Annotated in this window: 16 protein-coding genes; 9 read left to right on the top strand and 7 right to left on the bottom strand. The window is 69.4% G+C overall.

What is annotated here, in order from left to right; genetic code table 11:
• Window positions 1–361: 361 nt before the first annotated feature.
• Window positions 362–931: a hypothetical protein gene (locus tag ACFP1K_RS35090; RefSeq protein WP_380761628.1), complete on the bottom strand. Its 570-nt coding sequence runs from the start codon at window positions 929–931 to the stop codon at window positions 362–364.
• Window positions 932–1,181: 250 nt separating this feature from the next.
• Between ACFP1K_RS35090 and ACFP1K_RS35085 the strand changes: the two genes are divergently transcribed.
• Window positions 1,182–2,507 (top strand): hypothetical protein, encoded by a 1,326-nt coding sequence (locus ACFP1K_RS35085; RefSeq protein ID WP_380761626.1) that lies wholly within the window; start codon window positions 1,182–1,184, stop codon window positions 2,505–2,507.
• An 866-nt stretch (window positions 2,508–3,373) separates the two neighbouring features.
• Here ACFP1K_RS35085 and ACFP1K_RS35080 read toward each other — a convergent pair.
• Both ACFP1K_RS35080 and ACFP1K_RS35075 read right to left on the bottom strand, forming a co-directional pair.
• Entirely contained in the window at window positions 3,374–5,287 is a 1,914-nt protein-coding gene (locus ACFP1K_RS35080; protein ID WP_380761624.1) for a DUF6571 family protein, read from the bottom strand.
• A gap of 145 nt (window positions 5,288–5,432) precedes the next feature.
• On the bottom strand, window positions 5,433–6,263 hold the full coding sequence (locus ACFP1K_RS35075) for a DUF2786 domain-containing protein (protein WP_380761622.1): 831 nt from the start codon (window positions 6,261–6,263) through the stop codon (window positions 5,433–5,435).
• Window positions 6,264–6,580: 317 nt separating this feature from the next.
• On the opposite strand from ACFP1K_RS35075, the gene ACFP1K_RS35070 reads away from it, so the two are divergent.
• From ACFP1K_RS35070 to ACFP1K_RS35055, 4 genes are all read left to right on the top strand, one after another.
• Window positions 6,581–7,618 carry an MEDS domain-containing protein gene (locus tag ACFP1K_RS35070; RefSeq protein ID WP_380761620.1) on the top strand — a complete coding sequence of 346 codons (1,038 nt, stop codon included), beginning with the start codon at window positions 6,581–6,583 and terminating at the stop codon, window positions 7,616–7,618.
• A complete protein-coding gene (locus ACFP1K_RS35065; protein WP_380761618.1) occupies window positions 7,615–8,580 on the top strand; it encodes an anti-sigma factor RsbA family regulatory protein in 966 nt (321 codons plus the stop codon). The genes ACFP1K_RS35070 and ACFP1K_RS35065 overlap by 4 nt, the downstream gene beginning before the upstream one ends.
• 1,063 nt (window positions 8,581–9,643) lie before the next feature.
• Complete coding sequence (locus tag ACFP1K_RS35060; RefSeq protein WP_380761616.1) at window positions 9,644–10,801, top strand: CaiB/BaiF CoA transferase family protein; 1,158 nt, start codon at window positions 9,644–9,646, stop codon at window positions 10,799–10,801.
• A complete protein-coding gene (locus ACFP1K_RS35055) occupies window positions 10,798–12,312 on the top strand; it encodes a carboxyl transferase domain-containing protein (protein ID WP_380761614.1) in 1,515 nt (504 codons plus the stop codon). Before ACFP1K_RS35060 ends, ACFP1K_RS35055 begins: the two co-directional genes overlap by 4 nt.
• Here ACFP1K_RS35055 and ACFP1K_RS35050 read toward each other — a convergent pair.
• From ACFP1K_RS35050 to ACFP1K_RS35035, 4 genes are read right to left on the bottom strand one after another with little or no spacing between them, the layout of a single operon-like run.
• Window positions 12,282–12,719 carry a hypothetical protein gene (locus tag ACFP1K_RS35050; protein ID WP_380761612.1) on the bottom strand — a complete coding sequence of 146 codons (438 nt, stop codon included), beginning with the start codon at window positions 12,717–12,719 and terminating at the stop codon, window positions 12,282–12,284. The genes ACFP1K_RS35055 and ACFP1K_RS35050 overlap by 31 nt on opposite strands.
• Complete coding sequence (locus ACFP1K_RS35045) at window positions 12,716–13,174, bottom strand: hypothetical protein (protein WP_380761610.1); 459 nt, start codon at window positions 13,172–13,174, stop codon at window positions 12,716–12,718. Before ACFP1K_RS35045 ends, ACFP1K_RS35050 begins: the two co-directional genes overlap by 4 nt.
• Before the next feature lie 10 nt (window positions 13,175–13,184).
• Window positions 13,185–14,006, bottom strand: coding sequence for a carbon-nitrogen hydrolase family protein (locus tag ACFP1K_RS35040; RefSeq protein WP_380761608.1), 822 nt, complete (start codon window positions 14,004–14,006; stop codon window positions 13,185–13,187).
• 25 nt (window positions 14,007–14,031) lie between these two features.
• Window positions 14,032–15,003 (bottom strand): DUF418 domain-containing protein, encoded by a 972-nt coding sequence (locus ACFP1K_RS35035; RefSeq protein WP_380761606.1) that lies wholly within the window; start codon window positions 15,001–15,003, stop codon window positions 14,032–14,034.
• An 82-nt stretch (window positions 15,004–15,085) separates the two neighbouring features.
• On the opposite strand from ACFP1K_RS35035, the gene ACFP1K_RS35030 reads away from it, so the two are divergent.
• The 4 genes from ACFP1K_RS35030 to ACFP1K_RS35015 all read left to right on the top strand — a co-directional run bounded on the left by ACFP1K_RS35030 (window position 15,086) and on the right by ACFP1K_RS35015 (window position 17,935).
• Entirely contained in the window at window positions 15,086–16,258 is a 1,173-nt protein-coding gene (locus ACFP1K_RS35030; protein WP_380761604.1) for a pyridoxal phosphate-dependent aminotransferase, read from the top strand.
• A 74-nt stretch (window positions 16,259–16,332) separates the two neighbouring features.
• Window positions 16,333–16,557, top strand: coding sequence for a CopG family transcriptional regulator (locus ACFP1K_RS35025; protein ID WP_380761602.1), 225 nt, complete (start codon window positions 16,333–16,335; stop codon window positions 16,555–16,557).
• The gene (locus ACFP1K_RS35020) at window positions 16,554–16,934 is read left to right on the top strand and encodes a type II toxin-antitoxin system death-on-curing family toxin (RefSeq protein ID WP_380761600.1); all 381 of its coding nucleotides are present in this window, start codon (window positions 16,554–16,556) and stop codon (window positions 16,932–16,934) included. Before ACFP1K_RS35025 ends, ACFP1K_RS35020 begins: the two co-directional genes overlap by 4 nt.
• Window positions 16,935–17,026: 92 nt before the next feature.
• Entirely contained in the window at window positions 17,027–17,935 is a 909-nt protein-coding gene (locus ACFP1K_RS35015; protein WP_380761598.1) for a carbamate kinase, read from the top strand.
• Window positions 17,936–17,939 lie beyond the last annotated feature (4 nt).

Here is a 17,939-nt window from a genome sequence, read left to right as displayed (position 1 = left end):
CGGCCGCCCCCGAGGCCCCAACCCCCCGCACCGGATCCCACGCCAGGCCCCACATCGAAACCCCCGCCCCGCGATCCCTCCCCGAGACCACCCACGGCTGCGTGCCGCTGATCAGCACCATGCCGGACATCCCATAGCACCACACCGCATAGCGAACCCGCCGAATCCATCCATGCGGCGAGGCGGGCCCAGGTTCGTCGTACATCAAGGCGAGACGTCCATTTCAACGGGGGAGACGGATGACACCCGAGGCCGCCTCGGCTCCATCGCCATCGCCGTGAATGAACGCACGTGTCACGACGACGTACTCCGGAACCCGCGATCTCGGTGTTCGCTCGCCGACGCTAAACGGGGTCCCCGGTCATGGGAGAGCACCCCGCGCGCCGCCCCCCGTCACCGCTCCGTCCCCCGTACGGCGTTTCTCTGCCATATCCCGGATCCCAGGGCCTGCCGCCAGGTTCCGAGCGGCGCGGTCACTCGACGGCGGTCCTGGTCCCGCCGCCGTGGCGGGTGACCCGGGGACTGGGGGGTCCTGGCTGGCCACCAGGACGTTCATGCCCTTGTGCCGCATCTCCCTGACGCTCTCCACCAGTCCCGCGACCAGGTCGGGACTCTCGATGTACTTGTGCGCCTCGTCGAAGACGACCAGCTTGTTGAAGCGTTCGCCGTCGTGCCTGGCCTCGGCGAAGAGCTGCATCAGCACGACGAACAGCCCGAGCGCCTCGTCCTTCTCGATGAACTCGTCACGCAGGTCCACGATGATCACACGGCCGGGGCGGACCAAGGGTTTCACCTGGAAATCGTCGTCGATGTAGTCGGATGCGAGGTCCAGCCGCTGCTGCGCCAGTTGCTTGAGTGCGTCCGGCAGCCGTGACTCCTCGACTCCCCGCTTGATGACATCGAGCCGCAGGTCGGCGCGGTTGGCCTTCATGATGCGCTGAAGCCCCGTAATGAGCGACCTATTACAAGATGCGTGACATGCCGTGCTGTGTCCGGCCCCGGCACCCCCCTACGCCCAGTCGCTGCCCCCGTCGGGTCTTCCCTCCGCCGTGAAGTTGTCGTCGGCATGTCGTATCTGCCGTCGCGCCAGGAAAAGGCCACCTCGGACTGAACGAAAGTCTTATGGTGACCATAACTTCACTCTAAGCGCTCATTCGATTACCAGAAGTAGGTGCCCGCTGATGTCCGCTCAACTGACCTTGCTGAAGGCGCTGCTGATGAAGCGCCACCAGGAGACCCACCGAGCGTTCTGCCTGGAGTACGACAAAGCGGCCAGAAGCATCGACCGCTCCCTGGTCGGCTCTTCCCCCAGCCGGGAGGCGTTCGCCCGCTGGCTGAAGGGCCACCTGAAGACCAAGCCCCACTCCGACCACTGCCGCGTCCTGGAACGAATGTTCCCGGGCCACACCGTTGCGCAACTACTCGCCCCGTACGACCCTGGTATTAGGGACTCTGGTGCTCGCTCCGATGCTCGGGAGGCGGCTACGAACCGGCGAGAAGTTCTTCATCTCGGTGCGGCCATGGCTCTCGGGCTGCCGGAAAGTATCCGGCGTGGGCCCGACCTGTTGGAACAGGCTCTTGACTCCACAACCGCCGGTGAGGGGCGACTGTTGTACCTCGAAGCGGAAAGTGATCGCCTTGGGCTGACGCTGGAGAGCGTGCTCCCCACGAGTCTCATGGTGGGAGCGCTGATGCATTTGAGTAGCGTGCGTGAACTGCTTGCGCAACGCCAGCCGATCGAGACTCAGCGGCGGCTCGGTCGTGTCGGTGCGAAACTCTCGATCGTCATCGGGCGCATCCTGTTCACCACAGATCAGTTCCTCATGGCGCATCGCTGGCATATCGCTGCGGCGCGGGCGGCGGACGAGGCCGGCGACTCCGCCCTAGGCGACCTGGCGCTGGTTGGCAGCACGTTCATACCGCTGTATTCGGCAGATCCACGAACCGCGCTCAGGATGGTCACTCCGAGGCTGGAGCAAGCTGTAGGGGCGACTCCCCCAATGGGGTGGTTGTGGGGGATAGCCGCTGTCGCGCACGCCTCGTTGGGAGACCGCACTGCGTTCGAGCGGTCGATCGAGCGGTCGCGTACCATCCTCGACCGGTGCGAGCCTGAGAACCTCCACGCGGGCGTCCTGTCGTACGAACTGGCGCGTCAGACCTTCTACGAGGCACGCGGACGGGCCGACCTGGGCGACGTCGACGGCACCGGTGATGCCACAGACCGGGCCCTAGCCCTGTATGACCCAACTGTCACCAGTGACCCCGCACTTGTACGCTTCGCTCACGCTAGCGTCCTGGCCAAGGCGGGAGAGGTCGAAGAGGCTTGCCGCATCGCCACGGCCGCTTGTCGTGACCCACACACGCTGCCGATCAGCAGTGTGGTTGTACGCGCCCATGACTTCGACGCGCTGCTCGGCCGCACTGGCTCCGCCACTGCTGATTGGCGAGAAGCGCTGGCAGACCTTCGTCTCCCTGACTCCGCTGTGCTGTCCCCTCAGCGCAACTGACAGAAGTCATCCCCATCCGCTCATTGCCGCAGCGGTGGTACGCGACACCTTACTCGGGGTGGACCGCAGTTCGGCCTCCAACACCTCAATCGCGCGCCGAGCAGCCACTTTGAGCCGTGCATTTCTACCGCTGAGCTCCTGCCCGAAGGTTCGAGCGGTGGGACCCACCCAAATAGCGTGACTTCCGAAACGGGAGCATAGGGGGTCAAGCACGGTCTCAAGCACATGCGCGTGACTTCGGACGATAGCGAGAGCAGCTTCCAACTCCCCGTACCTGGGGTTGGGTACCAGATCATCGTCGATGGGCAAGGGGCACACTCCTGCCACGTGCTTGTTGGCGCAGGCATTCTTACTATGATTATGCGACTCTAGACGGCGCTTCGGCCAGCACGGAGGCTAGCCTATGCTTGGCATCTCATCTCCGCTCAGATTCTGCTGTGGTGTCGCCTCCCTACTAGTTCTTCTCGCTATATCTCTAACTTCATGCTCAAACGCTGAAGGTCCCACGGTCACGCAAGCGGGACAAACCCTTAAAGCGCATATCCTTCGGCTGCTAAATGAACGAAACGCTCAAAATGTGACAGTGACTGACCCGGGGGGACGCAACGTCCCTTGCGCCGAGGGGAAGGCAAGGCAAACTTTTGCGGCCACAGGAATCGACCTGGATCCTCGAACCAGTCCTGATGCTCTGAATGACATGATGCTCGGCGCACTAAAACGCGTCGCGAACTATACTCTAATCGACGATGGTGGTGAAGTCATCAGGCTTGCCAACGCATCTGCCCATACGATTTTGACTCTCAGTTCCCATGCTCCTGGTGTATATTCAATTCAGGGAGAAACTCAATGCCTACCTGCTGAATAGGCTATCGATCAAATTCCAGGCTTCTTAACATGCTGCGCTGCTTGCGACCCTCGAACCGGTCCGCGTACCGGTTTGTCAGTTGACCAAGGGCTAGGCTGTCGTTCCCGCCCATGCCATTCGCTATAAACCAACGATCAAGTGCATCGTAGCCGGGGGTGCTTAGATCGATTAATTCCGAGAACGGTCGAAGTTTACCGCTCTGCTCCGCGATCTTGATGCCTGATTGATTTGTAATGTCATATGCTTTAGGGGAAATGCTGGGACTAAAGCCGGCATCGAGAAGGGCTTGCGCGATGGTGTGCTGGCGGCCGAGGGTTTCGCGTGCGTCGGTGGCTCGAATTTTGTCGATCTCGCTCTCGGGTTCGGCCTTAGTGGTGTCGTAATAGGACCATATCGAGCTGAGGGCGGTGTAGGCCACTGCACCGGCTCCGGTGAAGGCCAGGCCGACGGCTCCGGCGGCGTTTCCGATTAGGAGACTTGCGAGTTGTCTTGATTCTTCGGCGGCCTGGTCTTGAGCGTTGCCCCAGGTTTCTCTGGCTGCAAGTTCGAAGCCTCGGACGTTTCCTAGGGCGCCGAAGGTGTCGTCCAGGCGGGTGGGGTCTTTTGACTTGATCATTTGGGGGACGGCTTCATTGATGAGGCGGGTGGTGAGGAGGCCCATACCTGCTTGGAAGGGGGCCTGGTTGGCCAGGGTGTCGGTGAAGGTTTTGAGGAAGTGGTAGGTGTCTTCGGGGCTGAGGCGGAAGGAGGGCTTGAGGCCGGGGAGGGAGGAGGTCACCCGGGTGTTGGAGCTATCGAGGATGTGGTTAGTGTCGCCCAGGTTTGCGCCTTCCAGGATTTCTGTGGCGTAGGAACCGGCGATCTCTGACATGTGGATTCTGGTCGCCTGGCCGAGGTCCACCTTGCCGAGGGTCGTCATGACGGTGAAGGCCACGGTGGCGGCGTCTTTGGAGTGTGCGCCGTCCTTTTCGTCGTAGGCTCCGGCGGCGGCGGCGAGCATGCGTCCGAAGGCGTCTGCTTCGGGGTCTGAGTACGCGCCGCGCGTCTGGCCGGCGAATCGGGTCAGGAGGGCGGCGAGCTTGGTGTTGTCCTTGGTGTAGTCGCCGGTGGACAGGCGTAAGGCCAGGCGGGCGGCGGTGGGGTTGTTTCCGAGGGCATGAAGGAAGCCGGCGCTGGGTTTGCCGGTGGTCAGGCCGTTGACGGTCGCGACCTGGGCAAGCCAGCCGGCGGGGAATCTGCCGGAGATGACCAGGAGGCTGGTTCCGAAGCGGTCGAGGCGTGACATCGGGTGGGTTCGCAGCGCCTCTTCGATGGCTGCGAAGCCAGGGATGTGGGAGCCTGCGGAGACCGCGGTCGCGAAGGCGTTGCTCACCGTGGTGAGCACTTTGTCGTTCGGGCTCGGGGGTTCGACGGTACCCACGCCGTCTTGCATGCCGATCCTCTGGCGGGCCAGTACGGGAAGCAGCATGGTGGCTTCGAGGCCGAGGGTGGCGAAGAACGAGGCAGTGAATTCGGGGTCGTTGACGTGCTCGGCGAGTGCGTCGATGATTTTCTGGTACTTCTGGTCCAGCAGGGGATCTAGGAGGGCGTCCGGGTGCAGTTGTTTGTACTGGTCCGCGAGTTCGGTGCCGAGGCGGCGGGACTCGGCGGGGGACGTGGATGCCGCGTCTTCCTTGTAAGGGACCAGTCGAAGGGTGCCGGCAGGGGACCAGTCGGGGAGGTTGCTTGTGGCGTGGGCTATTTGGTTGCGGCGGCGGAGGTCGGGGAGTTTTGTGTCGATCCAGTGTTCTATTTCGGATATGGGGTGGAGGGAGCTCGCGGGGACGGCGTTAGCGGTCAGGACGCGGCGGATGGCTTCGGTGTGTTCACCGATCTGGTTTCGGGCGTGGTCCAGGGAACTGATGAAGTCGTCCATCTGGGATGGGTCGATGCCGGTGAAGTCTGGGGAGAGTGGGCCGGTTCCTGGTGGTACGGGACCCATGGTCATCGCCCCCTGAATCGAATTCTCTGACAGCCCCGAATCACCGTAACCCACGGGGGTGGTGGGGTGTCCTGGGTTTTCAGGGGGTTAGTTCTTCGGGGGTTAGGTCGGGGAGGGTGCGGTCGGACAAGTCGGCGTGGAGGCCGGCTTTGTGGCCGGTGTGGTAGCCGGTGGGGTCTAGTTGGGTGGGGCGGGCTTGGCGGAGGCCGGGGAAGCGGCGGTGGAATTCGGCTTGGACCAGGGGCTTGCGGTCGAGGAGGACGAGTTCGGCGCCGGTGCCCTTCATCTGTTCGGTCATTTCGGCTACTCGGGTGCGGAGTTTGGCGGCCACTCCGGAGCCGAAGCCTACGTAGAAGGCGCGGCGGAAGTCTTTCGCGGCGCGGGCGCGTTCGGTGCGGTCGGGGGGGAGAGGGGTGGTGAAGTGGTGGAGAGCCGGTTTTACGTGGGTTTCCATCTGGAGGGAGAGGGAGGGGAGGAGGAGGCGGAGGCTGTCCAGGACGGGGTCGGGGCCGATGATGGTCATGGTGACCCTGGTGGCGCCTCGGATGCCGCGGCCTTTGACGGCGGTCCAGTGCTGGGCGCCTTTGCAGCCCAGGGCGTCGCAGACCAGGTGGAGGGCCCAGCAGCGTTCGCGGGCGTGGCCGCCCCGGTTGGAGACCTCGAATTCCAGGCCGTCGATGCGTTCGGCGTGGCCGGTGGCGCGGCGGCGGACGGCGGAGGCGTCCAGGCCGTGGCGGAGCATCAGGGCGGCGGCGTGGGCGGAGGCGAGCGCGGCCTCCTCGTCGCCGGTGGCCGGGTGTTCTGCCAGGTCCAGCAGCCGCCGGACCCGCTCCATGATCCTGTCCAGGCGCGGCTGGTCGGTGCTGGTCAGCGGAGGGGCCTCCTGATCTCCCGGCGGCGTGGAGATCACCAACTTAGCCGATGCCGCCGCCGGGGACGGGGCGCCGCGGGCAGGAGTCCAGTAGCAGGCTGATTCTGGAGAAAAAGGGGGTCTGATGATTATTCGGGGTGAAGCGGGTATGGATGGCGATCCAGGACGCGTGACAAGTGCCGGGGAGAAGCCGCGACCGGCGTGAAGAGAATCATGGTGATGTACATTTGGAACCGCAGGCCAGACATATAGCGTGGAAGGTTATAGATATAGAGGAAAGCCTTGCCTTTGCTTTGCGGGTTCCCGGCAGATTCGGTTAGCTTTGAGGAGACAACCCGGGCCTGGGGTCACGAGGGGTGAGCAGACCCGCGGTCACCGTAGTGAAGGGCGTCTGCATGGACCCGTACGTGATCGAGCGGCTGCGTCCCGGCGACCACGTGTGCGTCACCTATGACGACGACGAGCAGCGGCGTGCCGCGCTGGTGGGGTCCGCCAGGGCGGGGGTCCGTCACCACCACAGGCTGATCTACTTCGCCGGGTGGCCGCGGGAGACCGTGCTGGCCGATCTGGAGGCGGGCGGACTGGACGCCCGTGGGCTGCTGGACGCGGGGCAGGTCCAGGTGCGCAGTTCCGCCGAGGGCTATCTGCCAGGCGGGCGCTTCGAGCCCGAGGCGGTGATCGGCTGCTGGTCGCGGGAGATCGCCACCGCGCGGGACCGCGGGTACGCCGGGCTGCGGGTGATCGGCGACATGACCTGGGCGGCCGGCAGGGTGCCGGGCGGTGAGCGGCTGGAGTGGTACGAGGCCGAGGTGAACCGCGTGTTCGCCGGTGGTTACGCGATGGCCCTGTGCCAGTACGACCGGCGGCTGTTCGCCCCGGAGCGGCTCGCGTGCCTGTCCGCGGCGCATCCGAGCACGTTCACCCCGAACGCGCCGATCGGCTGGCGCCCGCTGCTGCGCATCCTGCGCACCGACGACCCGCCCGGCGTGCGGCTCGCCGGGGAGGCGGACGCGTCCAACCGGGCCGCGCTGGCCGCCACCCTGGCCGTGCTGCCGGATGACTTCGCGGGTGTGGAGGTGCCGCTCACGCTGGACGTGGAGCGGTTGCGGTTCGCCGACGCCGCGGCGGCGCGGTTGCTGGTGCGGGCGGCCGGTTCGGTGCCGGGTGGGGTGCGGTTCGTCGGGTGCTCGCCGCCCCTGGTGAGGCTGATGAAACTGGCGGGGCACGATCTGCGGCTCGTCGGCCGCGGCGCGGGTCCCCAGGGTCACTCGGGTAACCGCGACATCGGTCACATGAACCCCGGTCCTGTGGGTAGCAGGCGCGGCGCAGGGCCGGACGCCGGGGAGGCGGCGGGCGGTACGGGTGGCGAAGGGCGACCGGAGGCGTTGAGATGATGGAGTCGGCGTCGGCGCGGCAGCAGTCGACGGATGATCCCTTCCGACATATCGGTCTCATCTACCGTGACCCTGATGAGTACGCCGCCGGCTGCGTGTCGTTCCTGGAACGGGGGCTGGCGCTCGGCGACCCGGCGATGGTGGCGGTGCCCGGGGGCAAGGGCGACCTGATCCGGGAGCGCCTGGGCGACCGGGCGGCGGGGGTGACCTTTCATGACATGGCCGTCGCGGGGCGCAATCCCGGCCGCATCATCCCGTCGGTGCTGCTGGCCTTCGCCGGGGCCCACATGGGGCGCCGGGCGTGGATCATCGGTGAGCCGATCTGGCCGGGGCGCAGTCCGCTGGAGTACCCCGCGTGCGTCGCGCACGAGGCGCTGATCAACACGGCGTTCTCCGGGAGGGACGCGGCGATCCTGTGCCCGTACGACGCGTCGGGCCTCACCGCGCGGGAGATCGAGGACGCTGGGAGCACCCATCCCGAGATGTGGGAGGGCCTGGAGTCCTGGACCAGCCCGTCGTACGCCGATCCGGTGGTGACGGCCGCGACGTTCGACTGGCCGCTGCCCCTGCCGCCGCGGCAGGCCGCGATGTTCCCCTTCGAGGGGATCGGCGCGCTGACGGCGCTGCGGGATTTCGTGGCCGGATGGGCGGCGTCCGCCGGGTTGCCGGAGGTGCGGATCGCCGACCTGCTGATCTCGGTGAACGAGCTGGCGACCAACACCGCCGAGCACGCCAGGCGCCCCGGGACGGTCTGGATGTGGCGGGAGGACGGCCTGGTGGTCTGCCAGATCGACGACTGCGGCCGCATCGACGACCCCATGGTGGGCCGCATCCCGCCCCCGGACGCCGCGGGCCGCGGCCGCGGCATCCTCATCGTGAACGAACTGTCCGACCTGGTCCGCCTCCACTGCCACCCCGGCGGCACGTCGGTCCGCATCCACTTCGAACTGCCGCGCGCGTAAGAAGCGGGTGCCCACGCGCGCTCACCGGCCGGCCGCCGTACGGCGGCGCCGGATTCGCCGTACCACTTCCCGCCGCCCCGGCGCCGAAGTCGGACCTGGGACGACGGGGGGCCACGCCCGGGCGGGCGGGTGACGTGTGCGCCGCCCGTGTCGACCTCGTCGTTCCGGTGCGGGGGTGGAAGGCGGGCGTCGTGGGCGTGCGAGGCCGCGTCAGGCGGGTGGGCGACGCGTGTGCCGTTCGTGTCGACTTCGTCGCTACGCCTCGACGACCACGTCGCCGGGATCGGCGACGACCGGCAGGACTCCTAGGAACGCGGGGGGGAACCGCGATGTGGTGCTGAGGCGGAGGGGTGGCGCCATGGGGGGAAGGGGTCACCCCGGGCGGGTGAGCGACGTGTGCGCTGCTTGTGTCGGCTTCGTGGTTCCGGTGCTGAGGTGGAAGGGGCGCCGTGGGAGTGAGAGGCCGCGTCGGGCGGGCGATGCGTGTGCCGCTTGGGTCGGCTTTGTCGTCCGGTGCTGAGTAGAAGGGGCGCCGGGGAGGTGAGGGGGCACACCGGGCGATGGGGGTGCGGTGTCGGGCAGGTTGTGTTTGGTGGTCGTTCTGGGTGGGTGGGGGTGTAAAAGGCGGGTTTGGTTACGGTAATCGCCAGGATTGTCCTGTTTTTGTAGCAAGTGAGTACTATGCGTGATTACTTGGGGTGGGGGCGGGTAGCCGTTCAAGTGGAACGGTGACCGACGGACGGGGTGACGACATATGGCATCTATGGTTGACCGCATCAAGGATTATCTCCGGGGCCCGAAGGGGCAGGAGCATATGCATCGGGCGAAGTCGATGACGCGGGACCCGCGTATGCAGCAACGGATCCGGGAGTTCATGGACCGGCTGCGGGCGCGTCGTACCCACCACTGAGTGATGCGGCCAGGGGCGCGCCGTCCGGTGAGGGGCCGGGCGGTGCGCTTCGGTGTGGAAGGTCGGCGGGGCTGGGTGTCGGGAGGGTGGGCGGACCTGGCAGGCTTGCCGGTGAAGGACCGGAGCGTGTTCCGCCGACCGTGGAGGCTGGCCTTGCAGGGACCTCTCAGTGACATCGTCGTCCTCGACCTCTCCCGCGCGCTGGCGGGGCCGCACGCGGCGCAGATGCTGGGTGATCTGGGCGCCACGGTGATCAAGGTGGAACAACCGGGCAGTGGGGACGAGTCACGCGGCTGGGGCCCCCCGTTCGCCGGTCCCGAGGGCGACATATCCACGTACTTCCTGGCGGCCAATCGCAACAAACGGTCCATCGCCGTCGACCTCAAGAGCGAGGACGGCGCCGCGCTCCTCACCCGCCTGATCCGGCAGAGCGACGTGCTGGTGGAGAACTTCCGCACCGGCGTGCTGGACCGCCTCGGCTTCACGGTGGAGAGGCTGCACGAGCTCAACCCCGGCCTGGTCGTGCTGTCCATCACCGGTTTCGGCCACGACGGCCCGGAGGGCGGCCGCCCGGGCTACGACCAGATCGCGCAGGGCGAGGCCGGCCTGATGAGCCTCACCGGCCCCTCGCCCGCCGAGCCGTACCGCGTGGGCGCCTCCATCGCCGACCTGCTGGCGGGCATCCACGGCGCGTACGGCACGGTCGCCGCCCTGTACGAGCGCGGGCGCACCGGCAAGGGCACAGTGGTGCGCACGTCGCTGCTGGCCTCGGTGGTCGGGGTGCACTCCTACCACGGCACGGCCTGGACGGTCGGCGGCAAGGTCCCGGCCGCGGGCGGCAACCACCACGCGTCCATCGCGCCGTACGGGGCCTTCCGCTGCGCGGACGGGATGATCCAGATCGCGGTGGCCAACGACACGCAGTGGCGCAGGCTCGCCCCAAGGCTCGGCCTGGACGCCGCCGACCCCAGGTACGCCGCGAACAGGGACCGCTTCGCGCACCGGGACGAGCTGATCGCCGACATGGAGAAGGCGCTGGCGGCGCAGGACCGGGCGCACTGGCTGGCCGAGCTGGCCCGGCTCGGCATCCCGGCGGGCGCGATCCGCACCATCGACGAGGTGTACGCCTGGGACCAGGTGCGCTCCCAGGGCCTCGTGGTGACGGTGGACCACCCCGTGCTCGGCCCCATCGAGCTGCCCGGGCCGCCGCTGCGCTTCGACGGCGCGCCGCCCGCCGAGCACCTGGCCCCGCCCGAGCTCGGCCAGGACGAGCGTGCCGTCCTGGACTGGCTGGCGAAGCGGGAAGCGTGAGCGCGGCACGCCCGGACTCGCGCACGCTGTTCCACACCGTGCTCGACCCCGGTTCCTTCACATCCTGGGACGAACCACCGAGGGACCCGGCGCCCCCGGGCTCGGGGTACGGCGAGGAGCTGGCCGCCGCGCGGGCCAAGAGCGGGTACGACGAGTCGGTGGTGACCGGCGAGGGACTGCTCGGCGGGCGCCGCGTCGCGGTGATGGCGTGTGAGTTCTCCTTCCTGGCGGGTTCCATCGGGGTGGTCGCGGCCGGGCGCCTGGTGCGCGCGGTCGAGCGGGCCACCGCCGAAGGGCTGCCGCTGCTGGCGTCCCCGGCGTCCGGCGGCACCCGGATGCAGGAGGGCGCGCTCGCCTTCGTGCAGATGGTCAAGATCACCGCGGCGGTGACGGCGCACCGGGCCGCCGGGCTGCCGTACATCGTCTACCTGCGTCACCCGACCACGGGCGGGGTGTTCGCCTCGTGGGGATCTCTCGGGCACGTGACCGCCGCCGAGCCGGGCGCGCTGATCGGCTTCCTCGGGCCCCGGGTGTTCGAGTCGCTGAACGGCTACGCGTTCCCCACCGGCGTCCAGGTCGCGGAGAACCTGTTCCAGCACGGCCTGGTCGACGCGGTGGTGTCCGCGCAGGACGCCCGCGCGATCGCGATCCGCGCCCTCGCGGTGCTGTGCGCCCCGAGGGACGGCACGGTCCGGACGGCGGCGGAGCCCCCGGTGGTCGTGGAACGGCCCGTGGACGTCGACGCGTGGGAGGCGATCAACCGGTCCCGGCGGGACGACCGGCCGGGTGTCCGCACCCTGCTCAAGCTGGCCGCCACCGACGTCACCCCCTTGAACGGCACCGGGGTCGGCGAGAACGACCCGGGGCTGCTGCTGGCCCTCGCGCGGTTCGGCGCGGTGCCCGCCGTCGTGCTCGGCCAGGACCGCCGCAGGCAGCAGGCCGGCAGGCACCTCGGCCCCGCCGGGCTGAGGGTGGCGCGGCGCGGTATGCGGCTGGCCGCGGAGCTCGGGCTCCCGCTGGTCACGGTGGTCGACACCGCGGGCGCGGCGCTGTCCAAGGCCGCCGAGGAGGGCGGGCTGGCCGCCGAGATCGCCCGCTCCCTGGCCGACCTGGTCATGCTGGACGCCCCCACGGTCTGCCTGCTGCTCGGCGAGGGCGCGGGTGGCGCGGCGCTGGCCCTGCTGCCCGCCGACCGGGTGCTCGCCGCCCAGCACGGCTGGCTGTCCCCGTTGTCCCCCGAAGGCGCCTCGGTGATCCTGTACCGCAGCGTCGACTTCGCCGAGGAGATCGCCCGCGCGCAGGGGGTGCGCGCGGCGGACCTCGCGGCCAACGGCATCGTGGACCGCGTCATCCCCGAGCTTCCGGACGCGGCGTACGAGCCGGAGGCGTTCTGCCGCCGGGTCGGCCGCGCCTTGGAGCAGGAGCTCGCGGGCCTGCTGGAGCGCCCGCCCGCCGACAGGCTCGCGGCCAGGCTGGAGCGTTACCGGCGGCTCGGCGACGGCGAGGGGTGATCGGCCGCCGGGCGGGTCGGGATCGGCACCCGCTCCACCCGGATGGAGTGGACCTCCTCGTGCGGCACCACCACTTCGTACGCCCCGTGGTCGACCATCCAGTAGCCGAGCGCCTCGGCCCGCAGCCCGCTGTGCCCGGTGTAGGCGATGTGCAGGCCGTCGTCGTCCTCGTCCAGCACGACGCACGGCTCGCCGCCGAACGCGCCGACGGTGCGCAGCAGCACCAGCCATTCGAGGTCCTGGCGCCGCACCCGGCGCCGCCAGTAGCCCCCGGCGGCGTCGAAGCCCTCGCGGGACTCCTCGCTGAACAGCGTCACGTCGTCGGGGCCGGGGCCGAGGGCGGCGGCGTAGGTGGTCTCGTGCCGGCGTGCGATGTACCCGAGGCCCACGGGCTCGATGTCGGTCATGCGGCGCGCCGCCAGGTCAGGCCGTCGTACTCGGCGAACCGGCGCTCGCCGCGCGCGGTGACGTGCTGGATCTCGGCGCCGGCCGGGATCGGCATCGGCGGCGTGTGGAACTGGGGGACGACGTGACGGCGCGAGGTGGTGAACCCGTTGCCCGCGAACGGTGGCGAATCGTTCCAATCGCCGCCCATGTGCTGGCCGTAGGGCACGAGATAGGTGTCGGTGTCCCGGGACTGCCAGCGCAGGATGTATAACTCGGGCACCGACGCGTCGAGCTCGGAGCCCTCGAAGGCCAGGTCGAGCGCGGAGACGAGCTGCTCGGGGCTGTCGAGCCGCGAGCAGTCCTGAACGCGGTAGACGTAGCCCGAGATGATCGTGCGCTGACCCGCCAGATAGGGCACCAGCAACCGGGGCGGGATGACCTTCTGCATCTGGGTCAGGGGTGCCAGCTCACTCACACCCCGCAGTTTACGATCTGCCGACCTCGGCATTCGGCACTGCGCGATAAATATCTGGACGCCGATGCTCCAGGGAGGGCACGGTGGCCCGCACCCGCTCGGTCTCGCCGGGGTCGATCTCGACGACGTGGACGCCGGCCGCCGGGCCGAGATCGGCCCGGACCACGCCCATGGGGTCCACCAGCATGCTGCGGCCGACGCCGAATCCGTCGGACACCTCGGGGTTCGGGGCCTGGCCGACGGCGATGGTCCAGGTGGTGTTCTCGATGGCCCTGGCCTTGACCAGGGTGGCCCAGTGTTCTTCCTTCATGGGGCCGGTGCCCCAGGCGGCGATCACCACGAACGCGTCGGCGCCTTGGTCGACCAGGGCGCGGAACAGCTCGGGGAAGCGCACGTCGTAGCAGGTGACGAGCCCCAGCCGCAGGCCGGCCAGCTCGGCGACCACGGGGGTGTCCCCGGGGGCCACCAGGTCGGACTCCCTGGCGCCGAAGGAGTCGAACAGGTGGATCTTGCGGTAGGAGGCGACGAGCGTGCCGCGGCGGTCCAGCACCACGCAGGTGTTGAACACCCGGCCGCCGGCGGGCTCGAAGGTGCCGAGCACGACGGCCACCTCGTGGGTGCGGGCGGCGTCGGCCACGGCGGTGAGGAACGGGCCGTCCAGCGGCTCGGCCGCGTCGGCGATGCCCTTGCCGAATCTGGTCAGCGTCGCCTCGGGGAAGACGGCGACCGTCGCGCCGCGCGAGGCCGCCCGCCCGAGCGCGTCACGGACCCGCTCGAGGTTGGTCTTGGGGTCGGTGGACACCGGGATCTGGCACAGGGCGATGCGCGTCACGCCACCAGAGTACGGTCCCGGCGGCTCACCCGCCGAGATCTTCCGCCGTCCTGTGGACGGGGATCCGGTTCGGCACCGGCTCCCACCAGGTGACGCACCGCCAGACCCATTCCAGCGGGCCGTACCGGTACCGGGCGAGCCACCACCGGGCGAACGCGGCCTGCGCGGCGAGGGCGACGGCGGCCATCACGAACACGCTCGCCCGGGTCGGGTCGGTCACCAGCAGCGGCAGCACGGCCAGGATGATCACCGTGCCGGACAGGTACATGGTCAGCGCCATCCGCCCGAGCGACTCCAGCACCGCCAGGGACCCGGGCCGGTGGCGCAGCCACAGCAGCACGCCGGCGCAGTAGGCGGTGGCGGCGGCCAGGCCCGCCAGCGGGTAGACGGCCACGGTGAAGCGGAACTCGAACGTCTCCGGCCGCGCCCACAGGTACGCCCACGCGACGACCAGCGCCCCGGCGGACGTCGCGGCGGCCAGGAACACCGGCCGCAGGGCGCGCGGCGGCGGGGCGTACAGCATGACCGCCATGCCGAGCAGGGCAAGCCCGGGGATCAGCCACACGCCGCCCGCCTTGAACAGCACCGCCCACAGCGTGGCGCCCGTCCCGGCGGCCAGGACCGCCCACCTCGGCAGGAACGAGGCGGGCAGCAGCGCGAGGGCCCCGGTGAGCGCGTACGGCAGCAGCACCTCGCCGGGGTTGACCAGGCGGTGCACCAGCCCGAACGCGGCGAGGACGGCGAGCCGCCGCAGCAGGGGGATCCACGGGCGGGGCGTCCGGTGCGCGGCGGAGCGCAGGAAAAGCACGACGCCGACGCCGAACAGGAACGAGAAGATGGGGTAGAAGCGGCTCTGCGCGAGGTTCTCCACCAGCCAGTCCGGCAGGCTCTGGACGCGGTTCTCGATCGCTCCGGCGGTGTGCTGCCAGGTGTTGACCAGCATGATCCCGCACACGGCGAAGCCGCGCAGGACGTCGATATCCCGTATCCGGGTCATCGCGCTATGGTCCGGGCATCAGCGTCAAACCCGACAATCACCCAAAGAGGGTAACGCGGCCCCGCCCGATAAGCTGGCCCCCGTGGACGAACCTTTGGTCACCCGTATGCGCGCCTTCGGCACCACCGTCTTCGCCGAGATGACCGGCCTCGCCGTGCGGACCGGATCCATCAACCTCGGCCAGGGGTTCCCCGACACCGACGGCCCCCCGGCCATGCTGGACCGGGCCGCGCGTGCCGTCCTCGGCGGCGCCAACCAGTACCCCCCCGGCCCCGGCATGCCGGAGCTGCGCCAGGCCGTCGCCGACCACAACAAGGCGCACTACGGCCTCGACTACGACCCCGACGGCGAGGTGCTGGTCACCGTGGGCGCCACCGAGGCCCTGGCCGCCACGGTGCTGGCGCTGTGCGAGCCGGGCGACGAGGTGATCGTCTTCGAGCCGTACTACGACTCCTACGCCGCCTCCATCGCCCTGGCCGGCGCCGTGCGCCGGCCGGTGCCGCTGCGGCCGGTGGACGGCAGGTTCGCCTTCGACCCCGCGGACCTGCGCGCCGCCGTGGGCCCGCGCACCCGGGCGGTGCTGGTCAACTCGCCGCACAACCCCACCGGCACCGTGTTCACCCGCGAAGAGCTGACGGCCATCGCGGAGCTGTGCCGGGAGCGCGACCTGATCGCGATCACCGACGAGGTGTACGAGCACCTCACCTACGACGGCGTCGAGCACATCCCTATGGCCACGTTGCCCGGCATGCGCGAGCGCACCGTGATGATCTCCTCGGCGGGCAAGACGTTCTCGGTCACCGGGTGGAAGACCGGCTGGATCTGCGCTCCCGCCGCGCTGGTCCGCGCCGTCCAGACGGTCAAGCAGTTCCTCACGTTCACCGCGGGCGGCCCCTGGCAGCTCGCGGTGGCGTACGCGCTGCGCGAGGAGCTCGACTGGGTCGCCGGGCTGCGCGACGGGCTGGCCGCCAAGCGGGACCGGCTCTCCGACGGCCTGCGGGCCGCCGGGTTCGAGGTCTACCGCCCGGCGGGCACCTACTTCGTGCAGACCGACATCCGGCCGCTCGGCTTCACCGACGGCCTTGAGCTGGCGCGACGGCTGCCCGAGCTGGCGGGTGTGGTGGCCATCCCGACCCAGGTGTTCTACGACCGCCCCGAGCTCGGGCGGCATTTCGTCCGGTTCGCCTTCTGCAAGCGGGACGAGATCATCGACGACGCGGTGACCCGGCTCCGCCGCTTGCGGTCAAACGCCTGACACATTTTGTAAAGAGTCATACACTCAACGTGTCCAAAGCCCCCGATAACGGATGCGCACGTGGAGGTATGGCAATGACGCTCCGCCTCAGCGACGAACGCATGGAGGCCCTGCGCCGGCGTGCCCAGCAGGAAGGGCGCAGTCTGGAACAGGTCGTGCAGGCCGCCGTGGACGAATACATCACCCGTCACGACGCCGACGAGCAGGTACGGCGCCTGGGCGCCGCGGCCGTCGGCCACTGGCGCTCGGCGCTGGACCGCATGGACGGCCCCGGAGACATCGGCAGACTCGGCGGATGACGCGGTACCTCACCGCGCGGCAGGTCGTCGACCTCGCCGCACTGGCGATCGGGGGCTCGCCGGTACTGCGTGATCCCGGGCTGCTGGACTCGGCCGTGCACCGGCCCCAGGCGTCCATGTTCGGCCACGAGGCCTACTGCCACATCCTCATCAAGGCCGCCGCGCTGCTGCACTCCCTGGCCACCCACCGGCCGTTCGTGGTCGGCACGCCCCAGATCGCCTGGGTGTGCACCGTGGTCTTCCTCGCCTACAACGGGGTCGAGCTGGAGGCGGACGACGCCTCCGTGTGCGACCTGGTCCGGGCGGTGGTGGCGGGAGAGTTCACCGAGGTGGACGAGATCGCGCAGATCCTCTGGGGCTTCCGGGCGGTGGTGTGACCCCGGGCATTGGCGAAAACAGCCTAAGAACCCCGTGTTCCTGGGCGATGATGGCCAATGAGGGGGGCGGCCGGGGGGGTTAGCTTCAGGCTGTGGGTGAACGCGTACTGATCGCTCTCGGCGGGAACGCGATGACCGCGCCGGACGGGAGCGCGTCCCCCGTGCACCAGAGGCTCGCGGTCGAGCGCGCGATGGTCCACGTGTCCGCGCTGATCGGCGCCGGCCACGAGGTCGTCCTGACGCACGGCAACGGCCCCCAGGTGGGGAACCTGCTGCTGAAGAACCAGATCGCCGCCGCCGTCGTGCCGCCCGTCCCGCTGGACTGGTGCGGCGCGCAGACCCAGGCCACCATCGGCGTGCTGGTCCTCAACGCACTCGGCCACCGCGCGGTCGTGGTGGTCACCCGGACCCTCGTGGACGCCGAGGACCCGGCGTTCCTGGATCCCGTCAAACCCATCGGAAGCTACTTCCCCGCCGAGGAGGCCCGCCGGTTCGAGGAACTCGGCGAGACGTGGCGGGAGTTCCCCGGCAAGCGCTGGCGCCGGGTCGTGGCCTCGCCGCGCCCGCTGGAGATCCTCGACGCGCCCGCCGCGCTCACGCTCATGGAGGCCGGCTTCACCGTCGTGGTCGCCGGCGGCGGGGGAGTGCCCGTGGTGCGGCTGCCCTCCGGGGCGCTCACCGGGGTGGAGGCCGTGGTGGACAAGGACGCCACCGCCGCCGTGCTCGCCCCGGCCGTACGGGCCAGCGTGCTGGTCCTCGCCACCGACGTGCCCGCCGCCGTCTCGGGCTTCGGCACCCCGGACGCCCAGCCGATCGGGCGTATCACCGTGGCCGACATGCGCGCGCTGCTGGACGCCGGTCACTTCGGCAGTGGCAGCATGGGCCCCAAGGTGGAGGCCGCGCTGCGGTTCGCCGAGACCGGCGGACGCGCCGTGATCACCTCGCTGGAGAACATCGGCGAGGCGCTGACCGGCGGTGTCGGCACCGTCGTCGAAGGATGAGAGG

This window comes from Sphaerisporangium aureirubrum (assembly GCF_042658925.1).
GTDB lineage: Bacteria > Actinomycetota > Actinomycetes > Streptosporangiales > Streptosporangiaceae > Sphaerisporangium > Sphaerisporangium aureirubrum.
The sequence above is the reverse complement of the archived record's forward strand: the minus strand, read 5'-3'. Positions and strand labels throughout refer to the sequence as shown.

Excerpts from the sequence above, each read along its gene's own strand:
- ACFP1K_RS35025 (WP_380761602.1), top strand. The coding sequence starts at position 16,333 with ATGACGCTCCGCCTCAGCGACGAACGCATGGAGGCCCTGCGCCGGCGT.
- ACFP1K_RS35035 (WP_380761606.1), bottom strand. The coding sequence starts at position 15,003 with ATGACCCGGATACGGGATATCGACGTCCTGCGCGGCTTCGCCGTGTGC.
- ACFP1K_RS35065 (WP_380761618.1), top strand. The coding sequence starts at position 7,615 with ATGATGGAGTCGGCGTCGGCGCGGCAGCAGTCGACGGATGATCCCTTC.
- ACFP1K_RS35085 (WP_380761626.1), top strand. The coding sequence starts at position 1,182 with ATGTCCGCTCAACTGACCTTGCTGAAGGCGCTGCTGATGAAGCGCCAC.
- ACFP1K_RS35090 (WP_380761628.1), bottom strand. The coding sequence starts at position 931 with ATGAAGGCCAACCGCGCCGACCTGCGGCTCGATGTCATCAAGCGGGGA.
- ACFP1K_RS35050 (WP_380761612.1), bottom strand. The coding sequence starts at position 12,719 with ATGACCGACATCGAGCCCGTGGGCCTCGGGTACATCGCACGCCGGCAC.
- ACFP1K_RS35080 (WP_380761624.1), bottom strand. The coding sequence starts at position 5,287 with ATGGACGACTTCATCAGTTCCCTGGACCACGCCCGAAACCAGATCGGT.
- ACFP1K_RS35020 (WP_380761600.1), top strand. The coding sequence starts at position 16,554 with ATGACGCGGTACCTCACCGCGCGGCAGGTCGTCGACCTCGCCGCACTG.